The 23,072-nt window shown below is 65.2% G+C and carries 26 protein-coding genes; 4 read left to right on the plus strand and 22 right to left on the minus strand.

From position 1 onward, the window contains the following. Positions 1-12: 12 nt before the first annotated feature. Positions 13-789, minus strand: a complete 777-nt coding sequence (locus ACSZPK_RS18110) for a DUF6796 family protein (protein WP_437882915.1) — start codon at positions 787-789, stop codon at positions 13-15. Between the two features lies 1 nt (position 790). Then, the gene (locus ACSZPK_RS18115) at positions 791-1,228 is read right to left on the minus strand and encodes an HIT family protein (protein WP_437882916.1); all 438 of its coding nucleotides are present in this window, start codon (positions 1,226-1,228) and stop codon (positions 791-793) included. Between the two features lie 128 nt (positions 1,229-1,356). On the opposite strand from ACSZPK_RS18115, the gene ACSZPK_RS18120 reads away from it, so the two are divergent. After that, positions 1,357-2,061: a glutathione binding-like protein gene (locus tag ACSZPK_RS18120; RefSeq protein ID WP_437882917.1), complete on the plus strand. Its 705-nt coding sequence runs from the start codon at positions 1,357-1,359 to the stop codon at positions 2,059-2,061. Between the two features lie 119 nt (positions 2,062-2,180). Here ACSZPK_RS18120 and ACSZPK_RS18125 read toward each other — a convergent pair whose 3' ends face one another. After that, complete coding sequence (locus tag ACSZPK_RS18125; RefSeq protein ID WP_437882918.1) at positions 2,181-3,236, minus strand: diguanylate cyclase; 1,056 nt, start codon at positions 3,234-3,236, stop codon at positions 2,181-2,183. Between the two features lie 240 nt (positions 3,237-3,476). Here ACSZPK_RS18125 and ACSZPK_RS18130 point away from each other — a divergent pair, with 240 nt between their 5' ends. From ACSZPK_RS18130 to ACSZPK_RS18140, 3 genes are read left to right on the plus strand one after another with little or no spacing between them, the layout of a single operon-like run. Continuing rightward, positions 3,477-4,472, plus strand: coding sequence for a ribonuclease Z (locus ACSZPK_RS18130; protein WP_437882919.1), 996 nt, complete (start codon positions 3,477-3,479; stop codon positions 4,470-4,472). 34 nt (positions 4,473-4,506) lie between these two features. After that, positions 4,507-5,037: a signal peptidase I gene (lepB, locus tag ACSZPK_RS18135; protein ID WP_437882920.1), complete on the plus strand. Its 531-nt coding sequence runs from the start codon at positions 4,507-4,509 to the stop codon at positions 5,035-5,037. A gap of 6 nt (positions 5,038-5,043) precedes the next feature. Then, entirely contained in the window at positions 5,044-5,790 is a 747-nt protein-coding gene (locus tag ACSZPK_RS18140; protein ID WP_437882921.1) for a CPBP family intramembrane glutamic endopeptidase, read from the plus strand. Positions 5,791-5,855: 65 nt separating this feature from the next. Here ACSZPK_RS18140 and ACSZPK_RS18145 read toward each other — a convergent pair whose 3' ends face one another. From ACSZPK_RS18145 to ACSZPK_RS18235, 19 genes are all read right to left on the minus strand, one after another. Continuing rightward, on the minus strand, positions 5,856-6,980 hold the full coding sequence (locus ACSZPK_RS18145) for a GNAT family N-acetyltransferase (RefSeq protein ID WP_437882922.1): 1,125 nt from the start codon (positions 6,978-6,980) through the stop codon (positions 5,856-5,858). 121 nt (positions 6,981-7,101) lie between these two features. After that, positions 7,102-8,283 (minus strand): acetyl-CoA C-acetyltransferase, encoded by a 1,182-nt coding sequence (locus tag ACSZPK_RS18150; RefSeq protein WP_437882923.1) that lies wholly within the window; start codon positions 8,281-8,283, stop codon positions 7,102-7,104. A 28-nt stretch (positions 8,284-8,311) separates the two neighbouring features. Continuing rightward, positions 8,312-10,084 carry an acyl-CoA dehydrogenase C-terminal domain-containing protein gene (locus ACSZPK_RS18155; protein WP_437882924.1) on the minus strand — a complete coding sequence of 591 codons (1,773 nt, stop codon included), beginning with the start codon at positions 10,082-10,084 and terminating at the stop codon, positions 8,312-8,314. A 112-nt stretch (positions 10,085-10,196) separates the two neighbouring features. Continuing rightward, positions 10,197-10,535, minus strand: coding sequence for a 2Fe-2S iron-sulfur cluster-binding protein (locus ACSZPK_RS18160; RefSeq protein WP_437882925.1), 339 nt, complete (start codon positions 10,533-10,535; stop codon positions 10,197-10,199). Further along, positions 10,525-10,953 (minus strand): tautomerase family protein, encoded by a 429-nt coding sequence (locus ACSZPK_RS18165; RefSeq protein WP_437882926.1) that lies wholly within the window; start codon positions 10,951-10,953, stop codon positions 10,525-10,527. Before ACSZPK_RS18165 ends, ACSZPK_RS18160 begins: the two co-directional genes overlap by 11 nt. 48 nt (positions 10,954-11,001) lie before the next feature. After that, positions 11,002-11,754 carry an SDR family NAD(P)-dependent oxidoreductase gene (locus ACSZPK_RS18170; protein ID WP_437882927.1) on the minus strand — a complete coding sequence of 251 codons (753 nt, stop codon included), beginning with the start codon at positions 11,752-11,754 and terminating at the stop codon, positions 11,002-11,004. Beyond that, positions 11,751-12,791 carry a 4-hydroxy-2-oxovalerate aldolase gene (dmpG, locus tag ACSZPK_RS18175; RefSeq protein WP_437882928.1) on the minus strand — a complete coding sequence of 347 codons (1,041 nt, stop codon included), beginning with the start codon at positions 12,789-12,791 and terminating at the stop codon, positions 11,751-11,753. Before dmpG ends, ACSZPK_RS18170 begins: the two co-directional genes overlap by 4 nt. Beyond that, positions 12,788-13,702, minus strand: a complete 915-nt coding sequence (locus ACSZPK_RS18180; protein WP_437882929.1) for an acetaldehyde dehydrogenase (acetylating) — start codon at positions 13,700-13,702, stop codon at positions 12,788-12,790. Before ACSZPK_RS18180 ends, dmpG begins: the two co-directional genes overlap by 4 nt. Beyond that, positions 13,699-13,920: a tautomerase family protein gene (locus tag ACSZPK_RS18185; RefSeq protein WP_437882930.1), complete on the minus strand. Its 222-nt coding sequence runs from the start codon at positions 13,918-13,920 to the stop codon at positions 13,699-13,701. The genes ACSZPK_RS18180 and ACSZPK_RS18185 overlap by 4 nt, the downstream gene beginning before the upstream one ends. 11 nt (positions 13,921-13,931) lie before the next feature. After that, positions 13,932-14,729 carry a 2-oxo-3-hexenedioate decarboxylase gene (gene dmpH, locus ACSZPK_RS18190; RefSeq protein WP_437882931.1) on the minus strand — a complete coding sequence of 266 codons (798 nt, stop codon included), beginning with the start codon at positions 14,727-14,729 and terminating at the stop codon, positions 13,932-13,934. After that, the gene (gene dmpE / locus ACSZPK_RS18195) at positions 14,726-15,523 is read right to left on the minus strand and encodes a 2-oxopent-4-enoate hydratase (RefSeq protein ID WP_437882932.1); all 798 of its coding nucleotides are present in this window, start codon (positions 15,521-15,523) and stop codon (positions 14,726-14,728) included. The genes dmpH and dmpE overlap by 4 nt, the downstream gene beginning before the upstream one ends. A gap of 10 nt (positions 15,524-15,533) precedes the next feature. Beyond that, positions 15,534-16,994 carry a 2-hydroxymuconic semialdehyde dehydrogenase gene (locus tag ACSZPK_RS18200; protein ID WP_437882933.1) on the minus strand — a complete coding sequence of 487 codons (1,461 nt, stop codon included), beginning with the start codon at positions 16,992-16,994 and terminating at the stop codon, positions 15,534-15,536. A 193-nt stretch (positions 16,995-17,187) separates the two neighbouring features. After that, complete coding sequence (locus tag ACSZPK_RS18205; protein ID WP_437882934.1) at positions 17,188-18,240, minus strand: NADH:ubiquinone reductase (Na(+)-transporting) subunit F; 1,053 nt, start codon at positions 18,238-18,240, stop codon at positions 17,188-17,190. Continuing rightward, positions 18,237-18,599, minus strand: coding sequence for a phenol hydroxylase subunit P4 (locus ACSZPK_RS18210; RefSeq protein ID WP_437882935.1), 363 nt, complete (start codon positions 18,597-18,599; stop codon positions 18,237-18,239). The genes ACSZPK_RS18205 and ACSZPK_RS18210 overlap by 4 nt, the downstream gene beginning before the upstream one ends. Before the next feature lie 75 nt (positions 18,600-18,674). Further along, positions 18,675-20,192: a YHS domain-containing protein gene (locus ACSZPK_RS18215; protein WP_437882936.1), complete on the minus strand. Its 1,518-nt coding sequence runs from the start codon at positions 20,190-20,192 to the stop codon at positions 18,675-18,677. Between the two features lie 14 nt (positions 20,193-20,206). After that, on the minus strand, positions 20,207-20,476 hold the full coding sequence (locus ACSZPK_RS18220) for an MmoB/DmpM family protein (RefSeq protein WP_437882937.1): 270 nt from the start codon (positions 20,474-20,476) through the stop codon (positions 20,207-20,209). An 11-nt stretch (positions 20,477-20,487) separates the two neighbouring features. Beyond that, positions 20,488-21,480: a phenol hydroxylase gene (locus ACSZPK_RS18225; RefSeq protein WP_437882938.1), complete on the minus strand. Its 993-nt coding sequence runs from the start codon at positions 21,478-21,480 to the stop codon at positions 20,488-20,490. A gap of 42 nt (positions 21,481-21,522) precedes the next feature. Continuing rightward, positions 21,523-21,810 (minus strand): phenol hydroxylase subunit, encoded by a 288-nt coding sequence (locus ACSZPK_RS18230; protein WP_437882939.1) that lies wholly within the window; start codon positions 21,808-21,810, stop codon positions 21,523-21,525. Between the two features lie 10 nt (positions 21,811-21,820). After that, positions 21,821-22,756, minus strand: a complete 936-nt coding sequence (locus ACSZPK_RS18235) for a catechol 2,3-dioxygenase (protein WP_437882940.1) — start codon at positions 22,754-22,756, stop codon at positions 21,821-21,823. Positions 22,757-23,072 lie beyond the last annotated feature (316 nt).

The following is a 23,072-nucleotide window of genomic DNA, read 5'->3' on the forward strand; positions in this document are numbered from 1 at the left end:
CGCCGGAAGCCTCTACTTCAGGCTTCCGGCGCCACCTTTGAGCAACACCAGCGATTGCGCATAGACAAGCAGCCACAACGTGTTGAGCCCGGCACCCGCCAAGGCATGCCCCATCGTTCCCCCCAAGGCATCGGGCACCCCGACCGTCACCAGCACGAGCAGGGGGTTGGCAGTGAGCGCGAACCAACGCGGATAGGCACTGCGTCCGCTGGCCACGGCCAATGAGAACAGGATCAGGCCCAATGCCGAACTGGCAACAGAGGGCACATAGGTGATCGACAATACCTGCCGGAACTCCTCGGCCAACGCCAGCAGTTGCGGATGCGCCGACACATCCGTGAGGGGAATCGTCTGGTAGACGGCCCCCAGAAAATAGAAGGCGGCATGCGGCAGCGGCGAAGTCGCATAGCCGAAGGCGATCAGGATGATCGCCGGCAGTGCCAACCCGCGCCGCGCCGTGCGAACGCCGCGCCAGAGATGCCAGCAGCCGATCAGGTAAAACGGCACGGTGAAGATCGCCGCCAGCGCACCGACGATCAGGTACAACCTGGGCACGCCGACGAGCACTTCTGCCAGGCCGACGTCGATCTGCCCGGCATAGTCCTGGAACAGCAGTGGAAAATCCTCGTGCGCCGCGACATGGCCGACGATGAAGATGTCACCGACGATCCAGCCCAGCGCCCCGAGAATGCCAGCCCAGCCTGCGAGCATCGTCCAGCGGTATTCGCGTTTTCCGTCACGCACGTCCATCGCTCCCTGATCTGCGTTCAACTCGAAGCTTGAAGCCATCTCACCCCTGCAAGCGCGCCTGCAAGCGCTTCTGCAGTTTTTCCAGCTCAGCCGGGTCGGCCTTGCCGCGACCGTGGATGCCCAGGTCCTCGCCCTCATGGCGCGGGATGATGTGCATATGGATGTGGAACACCGTCTGCCCCGCCGGCGCACCGTTGAACTGGGCCAACTGGATGCCGGCCGGTTGCAGCTCGTCCGCGACCGCCCGGGCGACTTTCTGCGTGGCCAGGGCCAGCCTGGTCAGGTTGTCGGCGTCGATATCCAGCAGGTTGCGGGCCTCGGCCCGCTTGGGGATTACCAGGGTGTGGCCGTAGGACTGCGGGAACAGGTCGAGGAAGGCCAGGACATCGTCGTCCTCGTAAATCGTGTAGCACGGTGCTTCGCCACGAATGATCTTGGCGAAAATGTTCTGCGTATCGTAGGTGCCATGCAGGCTCATCAAGGTGCTCCTTCAGCAGATTGCAAAAACCGAACCTTACAGGCTTGCGCCCTGTCAGGTAAGAAACAGATGCGGCGACATGATCCGCGCCGCTATGCTCCACGTCCCGCCATTCGTCCGGAGTCGTCATGTCAGATCTTTCCGCCTATGCCATCAGCCGCAAGTGGCCCGCCGTTCATCCTGATCGCCTGCAGCTCTATTCGCTGCCCACGCCCAATGGCGTGAAAGTGTCGATCATGCTCGAAGAAATCGGCCTGCCCTACGACGCGCACCTGGTCAGCTTCGAGAAGAACGATCAGCTCACCCCGGAATTTCTTTCGCTCAACCCGAACAACAAGATTCCGGCGATCATCGACCCCAACGGTCCGGACGGCAGGGCCCTGCCACTGTTCGAGTCAGGGGCGATCCTCATCTACCTGGCGGAAAAGACCGGCAAGCTGCTGCCCAAGGATGCCCACGGCCGCTACGAGACCATCCAGTGGCTGATGTTCCAGATGGGCGGAATCGGCCCGATGTTCGGCCAGCTCGGCTTCTTCCATAAATTCGCCGGCAAGGACTTCGAGGACAAGCGCCCGCGCGACCGCTACGTCGAGGAAAGCAAACGCCTGCTCGGCGTGCTGGAGCATCGCCTGGATGGCCGCGCGTGGATCATGGGCGACGACTACAGCATCGCCGACATCGCGATCTTCCCCTGGGTGCGCAATCTGGTCGGCTTCTACGCTGCCGGCGAGATCGTCGAGTTCCAGCGCTTCCCCAACGTCAAGCGCGCCCTCGACGCGTTCGTCGCGCGCCCGGCGGTGATTCGCGGCCTGGACAGCCCGCGGCGCGGTTGATCGACGCTCAACCACGTTGCCGGGTTGAGCCTCGTCTCCCCGGTACAGATTGACCTGTACGGCCCCGACGGGCACTACAACGCTCGAAGCGGCGCGCCTGCGACCTTGACGGCGGCCGCTCAGGCGATATCCGTCGCCGCCTGGCGCCCGGCCTCCGCGTTCGCCACCACGACCTGATTGCGACCTTGCGCCTTGGCCTGATAAAGCGCCCGGTCGGCGACGTCGATCCATTGCTCGACGCTATCCAGGCCCGGCTGGTAGGCGGCGATCCCCACGCTCAGCCCCACCTGTTGCGGCTCCTGCTCGACGAACTGCACACGCAAACGCTCGAAAACCACACGGGCGTCGTCCGCCAGGGTCATCGGCAGCACCACACAGAACTCGTCGCCGCCATAACGCCCCGCCAGGTCGACCTGGCGCAACAAGGTGCGCATGGTCGCTCCCAACCGGCCAAGCAATGCGTCGCCAGCGAGATGTCCATGGCTGTCGTTGACCGCCTTGAAATGGTCCAGATCGATCAGCGCCAGGCAGGCGGCCTCCCCACTACGCTTGCAGCGTTGCATCTGCAGGGTGGCCAGCTCGCTCCAGTGATGGCGGTTGTACAGCCCGGTCAGGCTGTCGGTCTGGCTCATCGTGCGCAACGCGCGACGACTCTGGGCCACGTTGAGCGCCAGGTGATAGAGGGTGAGGCCGATCACCAGCGGCTGGATAAGCATCATCGGCAAGCAGGCGTACAGGTGCAGCAGGGTCATTGCCGGATTGAAGCTCAGGCCGAAAATCAGCAGGCCCGTGGCGGTGCCTGCCAGTTGCGCGACGAAGCCCAGCCAGACGAAGCGTACCCCGCCGGTAGCGACGTTGTTGGCCACCAGCGTGGAGAACACCACCGCCGTGGCGATGGGACTGAACCCCGTGCCGACCACCGCCACCGGAGCGGCGAAGGAGTCGAACAGAATGTGCCAGCGCTCCATCCGCGCCGGGTTGTGGTAGTAGCGGCTCAGGCCATAGGCGATCCAGGGCCAGGCGAAACAGAACAGCAGCAAGCCTGCCCAGGTCGCGGACGAACGCTGTAGCTCCCAGAACGGCACGGTCACGCACAACGCGCCGACGGCCAGTCCGGTAGTACGCGGCAACAGGGCGCGACGCGCGAACTTGCTGCGTGACTTGATGGTATCCATACCGCGTTTTCTCTCGTGACAGGGTTCGTGGACCACTTGTTGCAGGTCGCTATCGCAAACCCTTCAAATCGTAGGGGAAAGAACATTAACCCGAGCGTTTCCCCGTGTCGCCCATGATGAAGACAGGGGGGCCGAACGGTATCGTCCATATGGACTAGATAGCGTTCGGCCTATATAGGCAGGGTCGAGGCAGGTAAACGCTTTAGACTGCCGCCAATAACGAATACCAGGAGCCCCGATTTGGAACTGCTGTTTCTCGGCACCTCGGCCGGTACGCCGACCCGCTCGCGCAATGTCACCGGCCTCGGCCTTCAGGTCGACACGGGCAAGGGCTGGTACCTGATCGACTGTGGCGAGGCGACCCAGCATCAACTGCTGCGCACGCCGCTGTCCCTGCACGACCTTCGCGCCATCTGCATCACCCACGTGCACGGCGACCATTGCTACGGCCTGCCGGGCCTGCTGGCCAGCGCCGGCATGCAAGGCCGCAAGGCGCCGCTGGTGCTGATCGGCCCACAGGCCATCGAGCACTGGCTCCGCGCCACCCTGGAACTGACCCAGGCCTACCTGCCCTACGAGCTGCATTTCATCGCCACCGAAGCGTTCGGGACGTGGCACGACGACCAGGTCCGCATCGACGCCTTCCCCCTGTCGCACCGCGTGCCATCCCACGCCTATCGCTTCACCGAGACAAAGCTCGAAAGCCGCCTGGACAAGGACAAGCTGCTCGCCGACGGCATTCCTCGCGGACCGCTCTGGGGTCGACTGTACAAAGGCCTCGACAGCGAGTACGCGGGGCGCCTGCTGCGCAGCCAGGATTACCAGGTGATCGCCGGTCCGCCACGCTGTGTCGTGGTCGGTGGCGACAACGACCAGCCCGAGCTGCTGCGCCAGGCCTGTGCGCCGGCCCAGGTGCTGGTCCATGAAGCGACCTACACCCAGGCCGTGGCAGACAAGGCCGGCCCGGCTGTCGGTCACAGCGCCGCGGCCTGGGTCGGCGCATTCGCGGAGTCGGCGGGCCTGGCCAACCTGGTGCTGACGCACTTCAGCGCACGCTACCAGAACGTCCCGACCCGCCGCCCGTGCATCGACGAAATCCGCGCCGAGGCGGCGGCCCATTACAGCGGCCGCCTGTTCCTGGCCGATGACTTCGCTCGCCTGAGGCTCAATCGCGACGCGCTCCTGCAACGCGTGGATAACCAGGGGCTGCTTGTTCCCGGACCGGCGCTCCGGTAACGTCACCCGCCGCACTCATGGACAGGGACGCCTCATGCGCTTCAGCTTCTGGAATGCCTTCAGCCTCTTGCTTGTGCTGATTGTCGGCACCTATATCGCCAATCCGTTCGGCGTCGACAGCTACGACCCCCGCCTGCGGGTATTCGGCCTCATTCCCTACGCGGTTCCCTCCGCGTCCATGGCGCCAACGGCCAGGCCCGGCGACTACGTGCTGGTCAGCCCCTGGCCTTACCTCAGCCATAAGCCCGCACGGGGTGACATCGTGGTATTCCGCTATCCCAAGGACCCCGGCATCCTGTACCTCAAGCGCCTGATCGGGCTGCCAGGCGAGCGGGTGGCGATGCACGGCGGCAAGGTCTTCATCGATGGCAAGGCACTGGACGAGCCCTATGTGAACCCCGACGCCCAGGGTGCTCGTCCCGAGACGCTGGAGATGGAGGAACGGCTGATCGGCGAAGGACAGCTGTTCATGCTCGGCGACAACCGCCACTACTCCAACGACAGCCGCTATTGGGGCACGGTCGCGGAAGACGCCGTGCTTGGCCGTGTGATCAAGGTGTTCTGATCGAGCATGCCATTCGCCGCCCGCCAGGCCCTGCCACTCGCCGTCCTGCTGGCCAGCCTGAGCCTGGGCCTGCTGAGCCCGCTGGCGTGCGGCATCGCCGTCGCCTTCATCCTGTGGCTGGCACTCGATACGCACCTGCCCGCCTGGCTATGGCTGGCCGGCACGCTGCTCGGCTCATCGCTATTGGCCGCGCATCTGCTTCCCGGGGTCGCCGTGTTGCCCCTGACAGGGATGCAGGACCTGGGCGGCGGCGCGCCCTGGCAATTGCGCTTCAATCCCGACAAGGCCCTGCTGGCCGCCGGCCTGCTCGCCTGGTGGCTGGGCCAGGCCAGCAGGCCCTGGCGCTCGCCGCAATGGAGCATGATCGCCGCCATCGCCGGCCTGCTGCTGGTGCCGACATTGGCGGTCTCGACCGGCATCCTCGGCTGGCTGCCGAAATGGCCTGAGCATTTCTGGCCGTGGCTGGCCTCCAACCTGCTGGTGACCTGCCTGGCCGAGGAGCTGCTGTTCCGTGGTCTGCTGCAACGCGTACTGGTCAAACGCCTGGGCGCTGCTTTCGGCCTTGTTCTGGTCGCCCTGCTGTTCGGCGCCGTCCACCTGCCTTTCAGCCCGGCCTTCGCCCTGCTCGCCAGCCTGGCGGGACTTGCCTACGGCCTGGTCTTCCACTTCAGCGGCGAGCGGCTGTGGACCGCCGTCGCGCTGCATGGGGCGGTCAACACCACGCATGTTCTGCTGCTGACCTACCCGATCTGAGCGATGCTTCGCGGCGGTTTCATCCGGCCGCCGGGCAGGCCTGAAGCGGGCTCGGACACTCGCGTTCAGCCCTGCCTATAAGGCAACACCGCCCTCGCCTCTTGCACATAGGCCAGCACCGCTGGCGATTCCTGCCGGAGGAAGTCCGCCACCGCATTGCGCAGCCCCGGATGCAGCAGGTAATGCCAGGAGCGGGTGATCACCGGCTCGAAGCCACGGATCAGCTTGTGCTCGCCCTGGGCACCGGCGTCGAAGCGGCGCAGGCCATGGGCGATGGCGTAGTCGAGGCCCTGGTAAAAGCAGGTCTCGAAGTGCAGGCGGTCGAAATCGTCCAGGCAGCCCCAGTAGCGGCCGTAGAAGGTTTCGCCATCGACCAGGCTGAATGCCATAGCCACCGGCCGCCCGCCCTGGCGCGCCATGACCACGCGGATCGCCTCGGGCATGCGCGCGGCCAGCAGGCTGAAAAACTCGCGGCTCAGGTAGGGATCGCGACCCCGCACGTAATAGGTGTTGGCATAGCAGGCGTAGACGAAGTCCCATTGCGCCTCGCTCAGCTCGCGGCCTTCGAACCAGTCGAAATCGATACCCTGCCCGGCCACTTGCTCACGCTCCTTGCGCATCTGCTTGCGCTTGCGCGAGGCCAGGGCGTCGAGGAAATCGGCGAAGTCACGGTAATCGCGGTTGAACCAGTGATATTGGCAACCCAGGCGCTGCAACCAGCCGTCACGCCCGTCCAGCGCGGCATCGCTGGCCGGGTCGGTGAAGTTGATGTGCAAACCGGACAATCCCGCCTGGCCGATGCCAGTCTCCAGCGCCTCAAGCAGTTGCCCGACCGCCTCGGCATCGCCCAGCAGGCGCGGCCCGCCCACCGGAGAGAACGGCACGGCGCCGAGCAGCTTCGGGTAGTAGGCGATGCCGGCGCGCTGGCAGGCATCGGCCCAGGCCATGTCGAACACATATTCGCCATAGGAGTGACGCTTGCCGTAGGCCGGCAGAGCCGCCAGCAGGTCGCCCGATGGACTGCGCAGGATCTGGTGCGCCGGCTGCCAGCCATTACGCGCGCTCACGCTGCCGCTGTCCTCCAGGGACGTCAGGAAGGCATGGCGCAGGAAAGGATTCGCTTCGGGCAACAACGCATCCCAACTTTGCGCGGACACGTCATGCAAGCTGTTGAGGGTTTCGATGGGCATGGGCCGAAGTCTGGCCCTTTGTCGCGCCGAAAAAAAGCCCGTATTGCCGCAATCATCGATAACACAAGCGGAACGGGCAGGCGGCGGTACGGACTGACCCGCCCTGGGTGGATCCCTACGATCAGCTTCGCGCCAGTAACAGGGCAACCCCTTGTCCCCCGCCGATGCATAACGTTGCCAGCGCTTTCCTCGCCTCTCGACGTTGCATCTCATGCAGCAAACTCACCAGGATCCGGCAGCCCGAAGCGCCGATGGGATGCCCCAGGGCAATGGCGCCGCCATTGACGTTGACCTTGGCACTGTCCCAGTGCAGTTCGCGGCCAACGGCGATGGCCTGGGCCGCGAAGGCTTCGTTGGCTTCGATCAGGTCGAGCTGCTCCAGGCTCCAGCCGGCGCGCTCCAGCGCCTTGCAACTGGCGAATACCGGACCGATGCCCATCACCGCCGGATCAACGCCGGCGCTGGCATGCCCCACGATCCGCGCCAGGACCGGCAACCGAAGCTCGGCCGCCTTCTGCGCGCTCATCAGCAGCACGGCGGCGGCGCCGTCGTTGAGGGTCGAGGCATTGCCAGCGGTGACGCTGCCGTCGCCCTTGAAGGCCGGGCGCAGTTTGCCCAGGCCACTCAGGCTCGCATCGCCGCGCGGCTGTTCATCCTGGCTGAACGACAAAGGCTCGCCACCCCGTTGCGGCACGCACAGCGGAACGATTTCCGTGCTGAAGCGCCCGGCCTCGATGGCGGCATGGGCACGCTGCTGCGAACGCAGGGCGAAGGCGTCCTGCTCGCCGCGGCTGATGCCGTATTGCTCGGCCAGGTTCTCGGCGGTGATGCCCATGTGATAGTTGTTGAACGCATCCCACAGGCCATCCTGGATCATCGTGTCGACCAGTTGCCCATGCCCCATGCGCATGCCACTGCGGGCGCCAGGTATCACGTAGGCGGCCTGGCTCATATTCTCCTGGCCACCGGCGATGACGATCTCGGCATCGCCGCACTGGATTGCCTGAGCGGCAAGGATCACCGCCTTGAGACCGGAGCCGCAGACCTTGTTCACGGTCATGGCGGGCACAGTATGCGGCAGACCGGCGCGGATCACGCTCTGCCGTGCCGGGTTCTGCCCGCAGCCGGCGCTGAGCACCTGGCCGAGGATCACCTCGTCGACCTGCATCCCCGCCACTCCCGTTCGTACCAGCAATTCACGGATAACGGCGGCCCCCAGCTCAGGCGCGCTGACCCGGCTCAAGGAACCCTGGAAACTGCCGATGGCAGTGCGGCAGGCCGCGACGATAACGACTTCACCCATGGACGACTCCGAATTTCAAGAGAGGTGTTCAGAACTGTTCGGCACGCAAGCCGTAGAGCGCTTCGCTGCCAGCGCGGATGCTCGCCTCCAGCCCCAGCGTGCGCGGCAGCAGGCGGCGGAAGAAGAATTCGGCGGTGGCCAGCTTGGCGCCATAGAAGTCACGGTCTTCGTGCAGGCGTGCCTGAGCGACAACGGCCATGCGTGCCCACATGTAGGCATACGCGACATAGCCGAACAGATGCAGGTACTCGACCGAGGCCGCGCCGACAGCGTGTGCATCGATCCGGGCCTGCTCCAGCAACCAGTCGCTGAGCGACTCCAGACGGGCCAGAGCGTCGAGCAGCAGCCTGCTGCTGGGCATCTCGCAGCGAAGGGCGAAATCCCGCACCTCCGCGGCGAACGAGCCCAGCGCCACTCCGGCGTTGGCCACGACCTTGCGTCCAAGCAGATCGAGGGCCTGGATACCATTGGTGCCTTCGTAGATTTGCGCGATGCGCACGTCACGCACCCGTTGTTCCTGGCCCCATTCGCGGATATAGCCGTGACCACCGAACACCTGCTGGCCGTGTACGCAGCTTTCCAGACCGTTGTCGCTGAAGAAGGCCTTGGCGATCGGCGTGAGTAGCGCGACCTGGGCTTCGGCGCGGCGGCGCTCGTCCGCGTCCTCAGTGAACTTGGCCAGGTCGAGCTGCTGGCCCACGTAGCAGGCGAAAGCCCGACCGCCCTCGGTCAAGGCCTTGATGGTCAGCAGCATGCGGCGCACGTCGGCATGCGCGATGATCGGGTCGGCGTTCCTGTCCTGGCTGATCGCACCTGTGGCCGCGCGGCCCTGCAGGCGCTCACGGGCATAGGCCACTGCGTTCTGGTACGAAGCCTCGGCACAGCCAATGCCCTGTATGCCGATGGACAGGCGTTCGTAGTTCATCATGGTGAACATCGCCATCAGGCCTTTGTTGACCTCGCCGACCAGGTAGCCGGTGGCGCCGTCGAAGTTCATCACGCAGGTGGCCGAAGCCTTGATCCCCATCTTGTGCTCGATGGAACCGCAACTCACCGCGTTGCATGCGCCAAGGCCACCATCGGCCTTGACCAGCACCTTGGGCACCAGGAACAGCGAGATGCCCTTGGCGCCGGCTGGCGCGTCCGGCAGCTTGGCCAGTACCAGATGGATGATGTTCTCGGTCAGGTCCTGCTCGCCGCCGGTGATGAAGATCTTGCTGCCGCTGATGCCGTAGCTGCCATCGGCCCGTGGCTCGGCGCGGGTGCGGATGATCCCCAGGTCGCTGCCGGCATGGGCTTCGGTCAGGCACATGGAGCCGGCCCAGCGGCCCTCGTACATCGGTGGCAGGTAGGTGTTCTTCAAGGCGTCGCTGGCATGGGCGTCGATGGCCAGGCAGGCGCCGGAACTCAATGCCGAATACAGCGCAAAACTGGAGTCGGCGGCATAGAGCATCTCTTCGAAGGCCACCGCAAGCATCTTGGGCATGCCCATGCCGCCATATAGCGGGTTGCCGGATAAGCCGACCCAGCCGCCGTCGGCGTAGGTGGCATAGGCCTGGCGAAAACCGGCCGGGGTACGTACGTCGCCACCGATCCACTGCGCGCCCTCCTCGTCGCCACTGCGGCTGAGCGGCGCGATCAACCCTGCGGCGACCTTGGCCGCCTCTTCGAGGATCGCATCGGCGGTGTCGGCATCGACGCTTTCCGCCAGGGCCGGCAGCCGCGCCCACAAGCTCGCGGCATCGAACACCTCATGCAGGACGAAGCGCATGTCGCGCAGCGGGGCGTTGTATTCAGGCATGGAACTCTCTCGATTCGGGTGCCGCCAACGAGGCGCTGCACAGGCGTGACAAGGCAGCGAGTATCAGGACTCGCCAGGGTCTGGCGCGGCCAAGGCTGGAAACGGCAGTGATTCAGTTGCTCTTGCGCACGCTGGCGGCATCGGCAGCGCTACGACAGACGGCCCGCTGCATCTTGCCCAGCACCTGCAAGCGCAGGTCGCTGCACGCTTCGATACAGCAGGCCAGGGCCACCCCGCAGGCGCGCTCGGTATCGCTGACATGGGCCTTGCTCATCGCTCGGCAGCGGTGTTCGCCAGCGGTGACCCGTACCTTGCAGATGCCGCAACCACCCCCTCGGCAGCCCACCGGAATGCCCTTGCGACACAGCCGGGCCATGCCATTGAGCACGCTTTCCGAATCACGGCAGAGAAAGTGCTCGCCGGTGTCCTCGATCAGCACGTCATGCTCCATGGCCCACCCCTTCGGCCCGCGCGGCGATCTCACTGGCGCGCTGCACACTGGCCGGAACACCGCCGATGCACCAGTCATCCGCGGCAACCTGCCGGCACACGCCACGCACCTCCTCGCGGCGCACGCCCAGGGTGCCGACCAGCAGTTCGGTGAAACCCGCCATCAGCGCCTGGCGATCGTCTGCCGTCCGCCCTTGCAGCACATAGAACTCGAAGAACGGCGCATGCACGCCGCCAGCACTGCACAGCGCTCCGGCGACCGCGAAATCCTTCGGGGCATGCCGGCTGATCAGCGCGCGGATACGCTCCGGCGGCGCCCCCAGCACCTCGCAGTAGATACGTGTAGCGCCTTCGAGCAGCGCCGCTTCACGGTCTGCCGGGAGCTGTCCATCAAGCAGGTGAAAGTTGACGATGGGCATGGCGTGTCTCCTCTTGTTGTTGTGATGGAGTCAGTAGCGACGCATCCCTCAGGGAATACCCTTGCGTCGCCCGGCGTCGAGCATCAGCGTCGAACCGGTCATCGCCGTGGCTTCGGGCGCCAGCAGCATGCCGACCGCCCAGGCCACCTGCGCCGGGGTAGTCAGCGCGCCAATGGCCGACTCGCGGCACATCTGCGCCAGCACCTGCTCTGGCGTGCTGCCATCGCGGGCGGCACGATCCGCCGCGATGCGGTGCAGGCGCTCGGTATCGGCCGGGCCAGGGGCGATCAGGTGCGCGGTGATGCCTCGCTGGCCATAGCCCAGGCTGAGCTGGCGCACCAGGTTGGCCAGCGCGGCATTGGCCACGCCGGCAGACGCCGCGTAGGCGCTGGGCTCGAAACCGTAATGCCCGCCGATAGCCACCAGCCGCGAGCCCTCGAACAAGTGTCGATCCGCCGCGCGAACCAGGCGCAACAGGCCGCCGACCTTGATGTTCACCGCATCGACCACGGCACTGACCGGTGCATCCAGCACACCACCTGCCACCGCCACGCCCGGGCCATGCACCAGCATCCGCACCGGCCGGTCGATGGCGGCGGCGACCCGCTCGCCGCCTTCGTCATGGCTGAGATCGGCCACGCAAGCACGCACACCCGGCAAGCGTTCCTGCAGGCCGGCCAGGCTGCCTTCGCTGCGCGCCACCGCCATCACCGTCAAGCCAGCGGCGTGCAGGCGCTCGACAATCGGCTGGCCGAACGAACCGGTGGCACCGACCACGATCGCCAACTCGCCAGCGCTCATGCCCTGGCCCTCTCGCTGGCCATGCTCATGGCGGTGTCGAGGATCATGTCCTCCTGGCCGCCGATCATCTTGCGCCGGCCCAGCTCGACCAGGATGTCGCGTGCCGGCACGCCGGTCCGTTCGGCGGCACGCCGGGCATGCAGGAGGAAGGTGGAATAGACCCCGGCATAGCCCAGGGTCAGGGACTCGCGGTCGACTCGCACCAGGTGTTCCATCATCGGCACGATGATGTCCTCGGCAATATCCATCAACTTGAACAGGTCGGTGCCGGTGTCGATGCCCATGCGCTCGCACACCGCGGCGAACACCTCCAGCGGGGTGTTGCCGGCACCGGCGCCAAGGCCGGCGAGCGAGGCATCGATGCGGCTGGCACCCGCTTCGATGGCGGCAATCGAGTTGGCCACGCCCATGCCCAGGTTATGGTGACCGTGGAAGCCGATTTCGGTACCCGGCTCGAGCACCTCGCGCAGGGCCGCGACCCTGGCGCGCACATCGTCGGGCAGCATGAAACCGGCCGAGTCGGTGACGTACACCGTCTGCGCGCCGTAGGACTCCATCAGCTTGCCCTGGCGGGCGATGCCGGCCGGGTCGTTGAGGTGGGCCATCATCAGAAAGCCGCTGGTGTCCATGCCCAGCTTGCGGGCGAAGGCGATGTGCTGCGGCGAGGTGTCGGCCTCGGTGCAGTGGGTCGCCACGTGCACGCTGCGGGCGCCACAGTCGTAGGCCGACTGCAGCTCGCTCATGGTGCCGAGGCCGGGGATCAGCAGCACCGAGACCTTGGCCTGGCGCATGCGCGAGGCCACGGCGCTGATGTAGTCCTCGTTACTGTGCGGGGCGAAGCCGTGCTGCAGCGAATTGCCGCCAAGGCCGGCGCCGTGGGTGACCTGGACATAGGGCACGCCGGCGGCGTCCAGCGCGGTGGCGACCTTGATCATCTGCTCGACGCTGATCTGTTCGCGCTTGGCGTGCATGCCGTCACGCAGGCACATGTCGTGCAGGATGACCTTGCGCCCCTTGAGGTTCGATTCGCTCATCACGCCATCTCCGTAGCCGTGGGTTGGAAACTGCCGGCCAGCATCGCTTCGGCGAACATCTCCGCCGTGCGCGTCGCCGAGGCGGTCATGATGTCGAGGTTGCCGGCGTAGGTCGGCAGGTAGTCGCCGAGGCCGGCCACCTCCATGAACACCGTAACCTTGTTGCCGTCGAACACCGGGCCGTTGACCAGCCGGTAGCCGGGTACGTACTTCTGCACCTCGCCGATCATGCGCAGCACCGAGGCAGTGATGCGTGCCTGATCCGGCGTATCGTCGGTGAGGCAATAGATGGTGTTGCGCATGATCATCGGCGGCTCGGCCGGGTTGATGATCGCCAGCGCCTTGCCCTGGCGCGCGCCGCCGACCTTCACGATGGCGCCGGAGGTGGTGTAGGTGAATTCATCGAGGTTGGCGCGGGTGCCGGGGCCGATGGATTTCGACGACAGGGTGGCGACGATCTCCGCATAACCGACGCCCTGCACGCTGGAAACGGCATGCACGATGGGAATCGTCGCCTGCCCGGCGCAGGAGATCATGTTGACGTTCATCGTCCGTTTCTCGGCCTGCTCGCGCAGGTTCACCGGCGGCACGCACAACGGCCCGATGGCGGCCGGCGTGAGGTCGATCATGAGCACGCCGAGGGCATTGAGCTTGCGGCTGTTCTCGGCGTGCACGTAGGCGCTGGTGGCATCGAAGGCGATCTGGATACCGTCCTCGAGCACATGCGCCAGCAGGCCGTCGACGCCCTCGGCGGTGGTTTTCAGGCCCATCTCGCGGGCCCGCGCCAGGCCTTCCGAGGCGGGGTCGATACCGACCATCCACACCGGTTCCAGCAGCGGGCTGCGGCGGATCTTGTAGATCAGGTCGGTGCCGATATTGCCCGAGCCGATCAAGGCGCAACGAATCTTCTTCATGGGGTTTTCTCCTGTTCCAGGCGGGCCAGTTCGGCGGCCTGCACGCGGTTCTGCCCGGCAACGTAGAACTCTTCTGCGCCGTGTTCAGTGATCAGGATGCGTACCGTGTCGGCCCGGCACTCCAGGCTGCGCGCGACCGCTTCGGTGATGGCCGCGGCGACGCGGCGCTTCTGCTCGACGGTGCGCCCTTCGAGCATGTGCATTTCAATGATTGGCATGGCCTGGATTCCTATTCGGTGAAGCGAACCGATACGCTGCCCAGCTCCTGAAAGCGCGCGACCACGCTGTCGCCGGGGGCGACGGCGACGGATTCGGTGATCCCTCCGCTCATCACGAAGCTGCCCGCGGCCAGGCTCTCGCCCAGTTCGGCGAGGATGTTGACCAGCATCGCCACCGCCTCGGCCGGATGGCCGAGCACCGCCGCCGATGCACCGAGGGCAACGATCTCGCCGTTCTTTTCCAGGACCACGCCGAGGGTGCGCAGATCGAGTTCCTCGACCAGCCGCGCCCGACCGCCGCCGACGAAACGCGCCGAGGAGCCGTTGTCGGCGATCACGCTAGGCAGGTCGAACTTGAAGCCGGCGAAGCGCGAGTCGATGATTTCCAGGGCTGGCAACACATGATCCGTCGCCGCCAGCACCTGCTCTGCGGTGCAGCCGGGGCCGCGCAGTTCGTCCCGCATGACGAACGCCACCTCGCATTCCACCCGTGGATGCACCAGGTCAGCTGTGCTGATCGCAGCGTTTTCCGGGCGCGCCATGCGGTCGGTGAGAAAGCCGATGGAAGGCACGTCGACGCCCATCTGGCGCATCTTCGCCTTCGACGTCAGGCCAGCCTTCCAGCCAACCAGGCGCTGACCCTGGGCCAGGTAACGGCGGCGCAATTCACTCTGTACCGCGTAGCCGTCGGCCACGCTCAAGTCCGGGTATTCGTCGGTGAGCTTGGGAATCGCCTGGGCGCGGGTCTGCGCGCCTTCGATGCGTTCGCACAGGCGCACGATGTCTTCACGTTGCAAGCTGCCGTTCATGCCGCCGCCCTCCCGCTGAAACGTACCCGGCAACTGCCCAGCCCGCCGACCGTGCAGACCAGTTCATCGCCGTCGGCAACCGGTACCAGGGTCGATTGCGAACCAGACAGGATCACCTCGCCAGCGCGAAACGGAATGCCCAGCTCGCCCAGGGTATTGGCCAGCCAGGCCACCGCGTTGGCCGGCGAGCCTTGTACCGCCGCACCGGCGGCGGTGGAGAACAGTTCGCCGTTCTTCTCCAGCAGCATGCCGGCCAGGGTGATGTCGAGGCGGCGCGGGTCGCCACGGCTGTCGCCGAGCACGAACACGCCGCAGGAGGCGTTATCCGCCACGGTGTCCTGGATCTTGATCTGCCAGTTGTCGATGCGCGAATCGACGATCTCGAAACACGGCAGCACGTAGTCAGTGGCGCGGATCACGTCCATCGCGGTGATCCCCGGGCCAACCAGGTCATGCTTGAGGACGAAGGCCAGCTCGGCCTCGGCCTTGGGCTGGATCAGTTCGCCGAGGTCGAGGGTGGCGCCGTTCTCGTGCAGCATCGCCGAGGTGAGCATGCCGAAATCCGGCTGGTAGACGCCAAGGAACTCCTGTACCGGGCGACTGGTCGCGCCGATCTTCTTGCCGACGATGCGCTCGCCCGCCGCCACCCGGCGGGCGACGAAATGCTCCTGGATGCGGTAGGCATCTTCGATGCTCATGTCCGCCTCACGGGCCAGCAACGGCGCCACGGCCTTGCGTTCGAGCCAGGCGGCGTACAGCTCGTCGCCGTAGCCTGCGATCTTGTCCTGATTCATCGTCGCCCCCTCACAGCTTCACGCAGACGTTGCGCAACTCGGTGTAGAACTCCAGTGAGTGCACGCCGCCTTCACGGCCGATGCCCGATTGCTTGGAGCCGCCGAACGCGGTACGCAGATCGCGCAAAAACCAGCTATTGACCCAAGTGATACCCACCTCGACCCGCGCGGCGACGCGATGGGCGCGAGCCAAGTCATTGGTCCAGAGGGTGGTCGACAGGCCGTACTCGGTGTCGTTGGCCAGCGCCACCACTTCGTCCTCGCTATCGAAGGGACGGATGTGACAGCACGGCCCGAAGATTTCCTCGCGCACCACCGCCGCGCTTTCCGGCAGACCGGTCCAGATGGTCGGCTCGATCCAGGCGCCTTCGGCCAGTTCTCCCGGCATCTGCGGAATGCCGCCGCCGGTGACCAGGGTGGCGCCCTGCTCGATGGCCTTGCGGTAGTAGGACAACACCTTGTCGCGGTGCTCGTGGCTGATCAGCGGGCCGTAGTTGGCTTGGGCATCGTCCGGCCGGCCGAAACGCACGGCCTCGGCCTTGAGCTTCAGGGCCTGGACGAAACGCTCGAAGATCGGCCGCTCGACATACACCCGTTCGGTGCCCAGGCAGACCTGTCCGGAGTTGAGGAAGGCCGAGCGGAAGATGGCCTCCACCGCCGCGTCGAAATCACAGTCGGCGAAGATGATCCCGGCATTCTTGCCGCCCATCTCGAACGACACGTCGCGCATGCCCTGCGCCGCCGCCCGCATGATGGTGGTGCCGGTGCGGGTTTCGCCGGTGAAGGTGATCGCATCCACCCCTGGATGTTGGGTGAGATAGGCGCCCGCCGATTCCGGACCGAAACCGTTGACCACGTTGTACACGCCCTTGGGCATGCCCACCACGTTCATCACCTCGCCGAGCAAGGCGGCGGTGGCGGGGGTTTCCTCCGATGGCTTGACCACCACCGAATTGCCGCAGGCCAGCGCCGGGCCGACCTTCCAGGTCATCAGCATGAACGGCGCGTTCCACGGGCAGATCACCCCGACCACGCCCTTGGGCACACGCAGCCCGTAGTTGAGGGCGCCACGGCCATCCGGGGTGCTCATGGGGAAGGCTTCGTTGGCGACGTTCTTCACTACGTCGGCGAAGACCTTGAAATTGGCCGCGCCACGGGGAATGAACACGTGTTTCATGACGTGCGCGGGCTGACCGGTGTCGGCCATCTCGGCGTCGACGAAATCATCGAAACGGCGAGTGATCTCGTCGGCCACCGCGTAGAGAAGCTCGACCCGGCGCTCGGTGCTCATGCTCCGCCACTCGCCACGCTGCGCCTCGCGGGCCGCACGCACGGCGGCGTCGACCTCCTCGCGGCCGGCTTCGGCGATCTGCGCGATGACCCGGTTATCCAGCGGCGAACGCTTGTCGAAGCGTTTGCCGCTGATGCTGCCGGTGTATTCACCGGCGATGAAATGCTCGATCTGACGCATGTTCCACTCCGTATTTTTTCTTGTCGGATGGCGGGTGCCGTGGTGCGTTTCATGGCCAGTCTAGGGATGGCAAAAGATACCAGCCAATACCATTTTCCTGACAACTCGATACTCACCAGGTATCAACAAAGCCGCAGCCTTGCTTTTATGTGGCTCTCCCACAGCAACCAATCGGCAGCGGCTGCACCACCGCTCAGATCGCCTTGAACAAAGGGCTGCGTACCTGCTGGGCATCAGCCGCCGAAATGAATTTCTCGGTGTAGATGTCGCGCTCGAACAGGCGGCCCTGCATCAGGGTGCTGATGCAGGCGTCGATCATCAGCGGCGGCCCGCAGAGATAGGCTTTGTGGCCACGGAAGTCATTGCCAAAGTGGGCCTTGGCCGCCTCGTGGACGAAGCCGCGCCGTCCCGTCCAGGCCGAACCCTCTGGCTCGTGGGACAACACCGGCACGTAGTGGAAGTTGGCGTGGCTCGCCTGCAGGGCGAGGAACTCATCGTGGTAGTACAGCTCGTCCAGGCTGCGCTGGCCGTAGACCAGGGTGATAGGCAGCTCGCAGCCTTCGCCGAGCAGGTCGAGGATCATCGAACGCGGGCTCGACAGCCCCGAGCCGCCGCCCATGAAGATCAATGGCAGGTTGGCCGACTTCTTGACGAAGAAGCGCCCGTAGGGGCCGCTGATGCTGAGCCGGTCGCCGACCCGCAGGCGTTCGTGCAGGTAGCCGGTGCCCTGGCCGCCGGGGACGATGCGGATGTTCAGCTCGACCTCGTCGGCCTGCGGCGCGCTGGCCACGGAAAACGCCCGCGAGCCGATGCCATCCGGCAGTTCCAGGTTGATGTACTGCCCGGCCTGGAAGCGCATGGCGCTGTCCAGGCGTAGCCAGATGCCCTTGATGGTTGGCGTCAGCGCTTCGATGCGGGTGACCACGGCGGTGTGATCGTCCACCGCCAGGTCGAGGGCGTCGGGGTCCTCCTCGATCTCGGCTTCGATCACCAGGTCGCTGGCGGCCGTGGCGCAGCAGGCCAGGCACTTGCCTTCGTCACGCTCGAAGTCCATCAGGGCGAAGCTGGACGCCTCGCCATGCTCGACCTCGCCGTCGCTCACCTGAATCTTGCAGGTGGCGCACAGGCCGTGGCAGCAGGCATGCGGCAGGTAGATGCCGGCGCGCAGGGCGGCATCGAGGATGGTCTGGCCCTCTTCGATCTCGATGGTCTGGCCGAGGGGCTCGATGGTCAGTTCATAACTCATTGCCCACCCTCCCCGCACAGGCTGTTCAGGCCGTGGCTGAGGAAGCGCAGTTGTTCCTTGTGCAGCAGGCCGTTGCCAGCCAGGCTGGCATTCCAGTCCGGTGTCCAGGGCTTGCCTTCGCGTAGCCACTGCACCTGGTTCCAGTCCAGCGCGGCGGCATCCGGGTCGGCTTGCAACAGCGCGGTCAGCGGCCCTTCGACCAGATAGCGCAAGTTCGTGGTGGGCGGCACGCAGAACAGGAAGGGGGCGCCGAACAACAGGTGGCGATCCCAACTGACGAACAGCAGTTGCTTGCCGTTGAAGTTCTCGACGCGATCACGGGGTACGGCGACATAGTCGGCAATGGCGGCTACGGGCATGGTGGTTCTCCTTATTGTTGTTGTGCAGAGCATTACGAAGGGCGGTGGTGTGCGCCCGGCAACGGGCGCACCCGATCAGCCGTTGGACGTGGCCATGCCACGCCAGGCGTCGAAATTGCGCTGGTCTTCGGAGCCCTGGTAATCGCCGTTGTCCTTGCCGTCGCGCAGGAATACCCAGTCCATCCAGGCCTGCAGGTCGCCCTGGTTCGGTTCCTGGAACAACTGCGGCATCGGCAGCCAGGCCTGGATGTACTTTTCCGGCTCGTTGAGGAAGATGCGCTGGCAGTGGTCCGAGCAGAAGTGATACTTCTCGCCCTTGTAGGTGCTCTCGCGGTGGCAGATCAGGCCCGGGTCGTCCGGCTCGGTGAACACCGTCGGCAACTGGCAGCACTGGCACAGCTTGGCCAGGCCGAAGTTCTGGAACGGCGTACCCGCTTCGGCCATCTTGCGCATGTGCTCCCAGCGCGGCCGGTAGTAACGCTCGAAGGTGTCCGGGTATTTGCGCGCCAGCCACTGCATGTCGTCATCCGACGGAATCCAGCTGTGGAAGGCGGTGCCGAAGCTCCACTGGTAGAGGCCGAGCATCAGTTGGTGCGACATATGGTCGATGGCTTTCTCGGCGTCGTCCCAGCCGGTCGGTGGACGAATGCCGTAGCGCGCGAGGTCGCGGAACAGCGCGCTACCGTTCTCCAGGCCGTAGATGTTCCAGGCCTCGCGCCAGGACATCACGCGCTTGGGCAGCATGTAGTCCATCATCGTGCTGACCAGGCCAAGCACGCGGAAGCCGCGCCAGAACCACTTGTCGATCCAGCCCTGGACGATCAGCAGGTTGTCCGGCGATTGCTCGAGCATGAACTTGATGCACTCCAGGCCCAGGGTCATGTGCCGCGCCTCGTCGGACTGCGCCGAGAAGCCGAAGGTGACCGTGGCCATGTCGCCGTTGTAGGCGGCGCCGGACATGAACGGTACGAACAGCAGGTTGGTCAGCACGTACTCGAAGGAGAAGCCGATGGCGATCATGAACTCGAACGGCCCGGCCGCCATCGCGTCGTCGAAGAACGAGCGCGCCACCGAGGTGTACCAGATGCGGTCACGCTGCAGGGCGAAGGCATGGAAGCCGTTGTAGTACTTGTTGTAGTCGGACAGCGCATGGATCTGCGTCTGCGCATGGCGGATCTCGTCGATGGCCTGCATCTGGCACGCCACCTGGGTGCCGACGCCGGGGAACTCGCGGCCAAGCCGGGCGAAGCCCTTGCTCGCCGCGTACTCGCCGGGGCTGATGGCCTGCAGGAAGATCTTCAGCGCCGACAGGTAGCGCGCGTCGGTGATCTTCAGGTGGCCATTGTTCTGCGCATGGGCGTCGATGATCGCGTAGAACTTGCGTTCCTTTTCCGCCTGGTATTTCCAGTAGGCATCCATGGTCAGGCGGAACGGGTCTTCCCACTTGTCCCAGTCGGTGATGGTGATGCCCTCGTAGTGCACGTAGGGATAGACCTCGTCGGCCTGGTGGTACGACAGCTCCCAGGCCAGGTCGCGGGTCAGCAGGCGATAGCGCTCTTTCATGCCGAGCTTTTTATTGGTCTTCATATCCATGGTCACATCCTCGCTCAACTGGCCCAGGTCAGGGTCAGGCTGTCCTCGTCTTCGTCGACGTTGCCGGACAGGGTGATCAGGTTGACCTGCAATTCCTGCAGGTCGTAGTCGCGGCCGATCAGTTCCTCGATGGTGCTGCGGCGCACCTGCAGGCGGCCGGGGGCATCGATCTTGACCATCGCCGGCTCACGCCGAACCACGGCCTGGGGGTTGTCCTGGGCGATGGCCTCGACCACCGCACGGGTGTCTTCGTTGGCCTGCAGGGCAATGAATACGGTCGACATGCTGCAACTCCTCAATGGCCAATGCCGAGTTTGTCCAGGCGTGCATGCAGCACTGCCAGTTGTTCGCCGACCACCTCATCGGCATTGCTTCCGTAGACCTGCTCGATCACCGGCAGCAGCGCGGCGGCAGCCCTGTCGCTCCAGTGCCGCGACCATTCGCCGAGCAGCGCGGCGTTGGACGCGGATTCGGCAGCGGCGACCTTGAGCACGGCGTCGATCCACTTGTGGGTTTCCTGCGCCCAGTCGCTCATGAAGCAGGTCAGCATGGCCACCGCCGACGCGCCGCGGCCGGCCAGCTCGTCATCCACCGCACGCGCGTAGACCAGCGGATAGAGCAGGCCGTCGAGCGCCAGGTTCTGCGCCACGAACGACTCGAAGGGGTCACGCACGACCAGGGTGTCCTCGACGTAGCGGCGTAGCGGCTGCCACAACTGCGCCGACTGCCAGGCGCACTTGCCGGCCTCCAGCGCCTCGACGCCGCCGAGCAGCAGGCCGAGGCGCGACAGGTACTGGGCGATACCCAGGTTGTCCATGGCGTGGTACATGCACGGCTGGGTGAAGATCGCGCCGAAGCCGTAGCCACAGACCAGCGTGTTGTTCTGGTTGGCCCCCCAGGCGGCGTGACGCAACGGCAGCAACAGGTCGAGCGCCAGTTGCCTGTGCTGGGGGTCGAGCTGGCCGATCAGGCCCCGCGACTCGACGAAATCGAAGTTGGCCTCCATGCTGTCCTGCTGCCGCGCGCGGGCCAGGGTGTAGGTGCTGTAGTAAAACTGCCGGGGGTCCTTGAGCGCGTACCAGTCGGCCATGACGATGCGCGTCAGCGAGGCATCGTAAAGCGCCTTATCGGGGGCCCAGGTCGGCCGGTAGTGCAGGTTTTCGGTGGCCTGGATGTCATAGCTGCCCTCTTGGTAACGCGAGGCCGGCTTGTCGCCGAAACGCTGCACGAGGTGGTCGTATGCCTGGCGCTGCGGCTGGATACTGACCGTGCGAAGATCGATCTGCATGCTTTTCTCCTGGCGCCTGCCGTATCGCGCAGACGCATCGAATCACTGTCTGAAACGGGTCTGCGTGGCATCCGTCAGGCGCCAGTCCCAATCGCTCGCGATCGGGGCTGCGTCGTCTTCGCGCCCAGGCAGTATTTCCACCTGATGCTGGATGCAGAAGTCGGCGAACGCCTCGGGGGCGAGAATCAGCTCGACGAAGATTTCCGGCTCGCCAAGGGCGAAGTCGAACTCGACGAAGTCCCCCACTCGCGATCCGGTCACGCGCACATAACGGCGGCGCGTGTCGAGTTGCGCCGGAATCAGTTCCAGCGGTGCGTCGACATGATCCATGGGTACGTCCTCAGGTCAGTACGGTGAGGAAGGTTTCATGCAGCTTGCGCTGGATGAAATCCAGCCCGCCGCCCTCACCCAGTGCTTCGAAGCTCCAGGTCAGCGGCTCCTGGTCGGGATACGGCTGGCGGTCTTCCTTGAAGGTCTCGAAGCGATTGCCAGACGGGTCCCAGGCATAGATGGTGCGCCCACGCGTGACGCCATGGCGGGTCGGGCCGATGTCCACCGGGACTTTGTGCATGGACATGATGTCACCCGCACGCAGCACGTCCTCCCAGCTTTCCATGAGAAACGAACAGTGGTGCAGCTTGCCCGGCTCCGGGTATTCGGCGAAGGCGATGTCGTGGGACTTGATCGAGCAACTGAGGAACACGATCAGGTTGGCCGTGCCCTCGGGGTTGAGCACGCGTTCCACCAGGTTGAAGCCGAGCACCTCGACAAAGAGCTTGTGTACCTCGGCGATGTTCGGCCCATACAGAAGGGCATGATCGAAGCGCAACGGTGCCATGCCATGGGTCGTGGCCGGGTCCCAGGGCGTGGGATTGAGCGTGCCGCAACCGTTACCGACCTGGGTCTTGTGCGCATACAGCTCGAACTGGTGGCCCGATGGAACCTGGAAGCGCACCCGCGCTCCGGTCTCCAGCATCTCGCCCGCCGGCAGCCGGCGGGTCTGTACGCCATAGGCCTGCAGGTCGCGCTCCAATTGCTCAAGAGTGGCTTCGTCGAGCACCTTGAGGCCGATGAAGTCGAGCCCGGCAGAATCGGCCTCGCGCAGGATGATGCTGTGATGATCGAATTCGTCGCGACACTTGAGGTACACACGCCCCTGAGCGTCGCGCGCCATCTCGCTGAGGCCCATGATGTCGCGATAATGGCGAACCCCTTCTTCAAGGTTCAGCACACGCAGCTGGGCGTGCCCCGGCCGCAGAACACCTGTCATCGCCATTTGTTGTCTCCTTTGTAGGCGTGGTGGACAGATGCGGCAACACGTGAAGTTGCCGCACGGTGCGCCAAACCTATTGCAGAGGCCATGCCATAACCATCAAGTAATTGATTTAATTTGAAAAATATAAAAAACCAGGCTAATCGGGCCGGTCTCTTGCGACCATTTTGTCCACTCGGGCCATTTGCCTTACAAAAACGTAAGGCGGGTCCAAGACGGGCAGGCCGATAGCGGCAAGCGCTCTTGCAGCCAGGCGGACGGGATGAGGGGAATTACAGTCGGGAATAGCTGGGGGCGATCCCCGCAGGCCGCGAATTCG

The sequence above is a fragment of the Pseudomonas sp. LRF_L74 genome, from assembly GCF_965644255.1.
Classification (GTDB): Bacteria; Pseudomonadota; Gammaproteobacteria; order Pseudomonadales; family Pseudomonadaceae; genus Aquipseudomonas.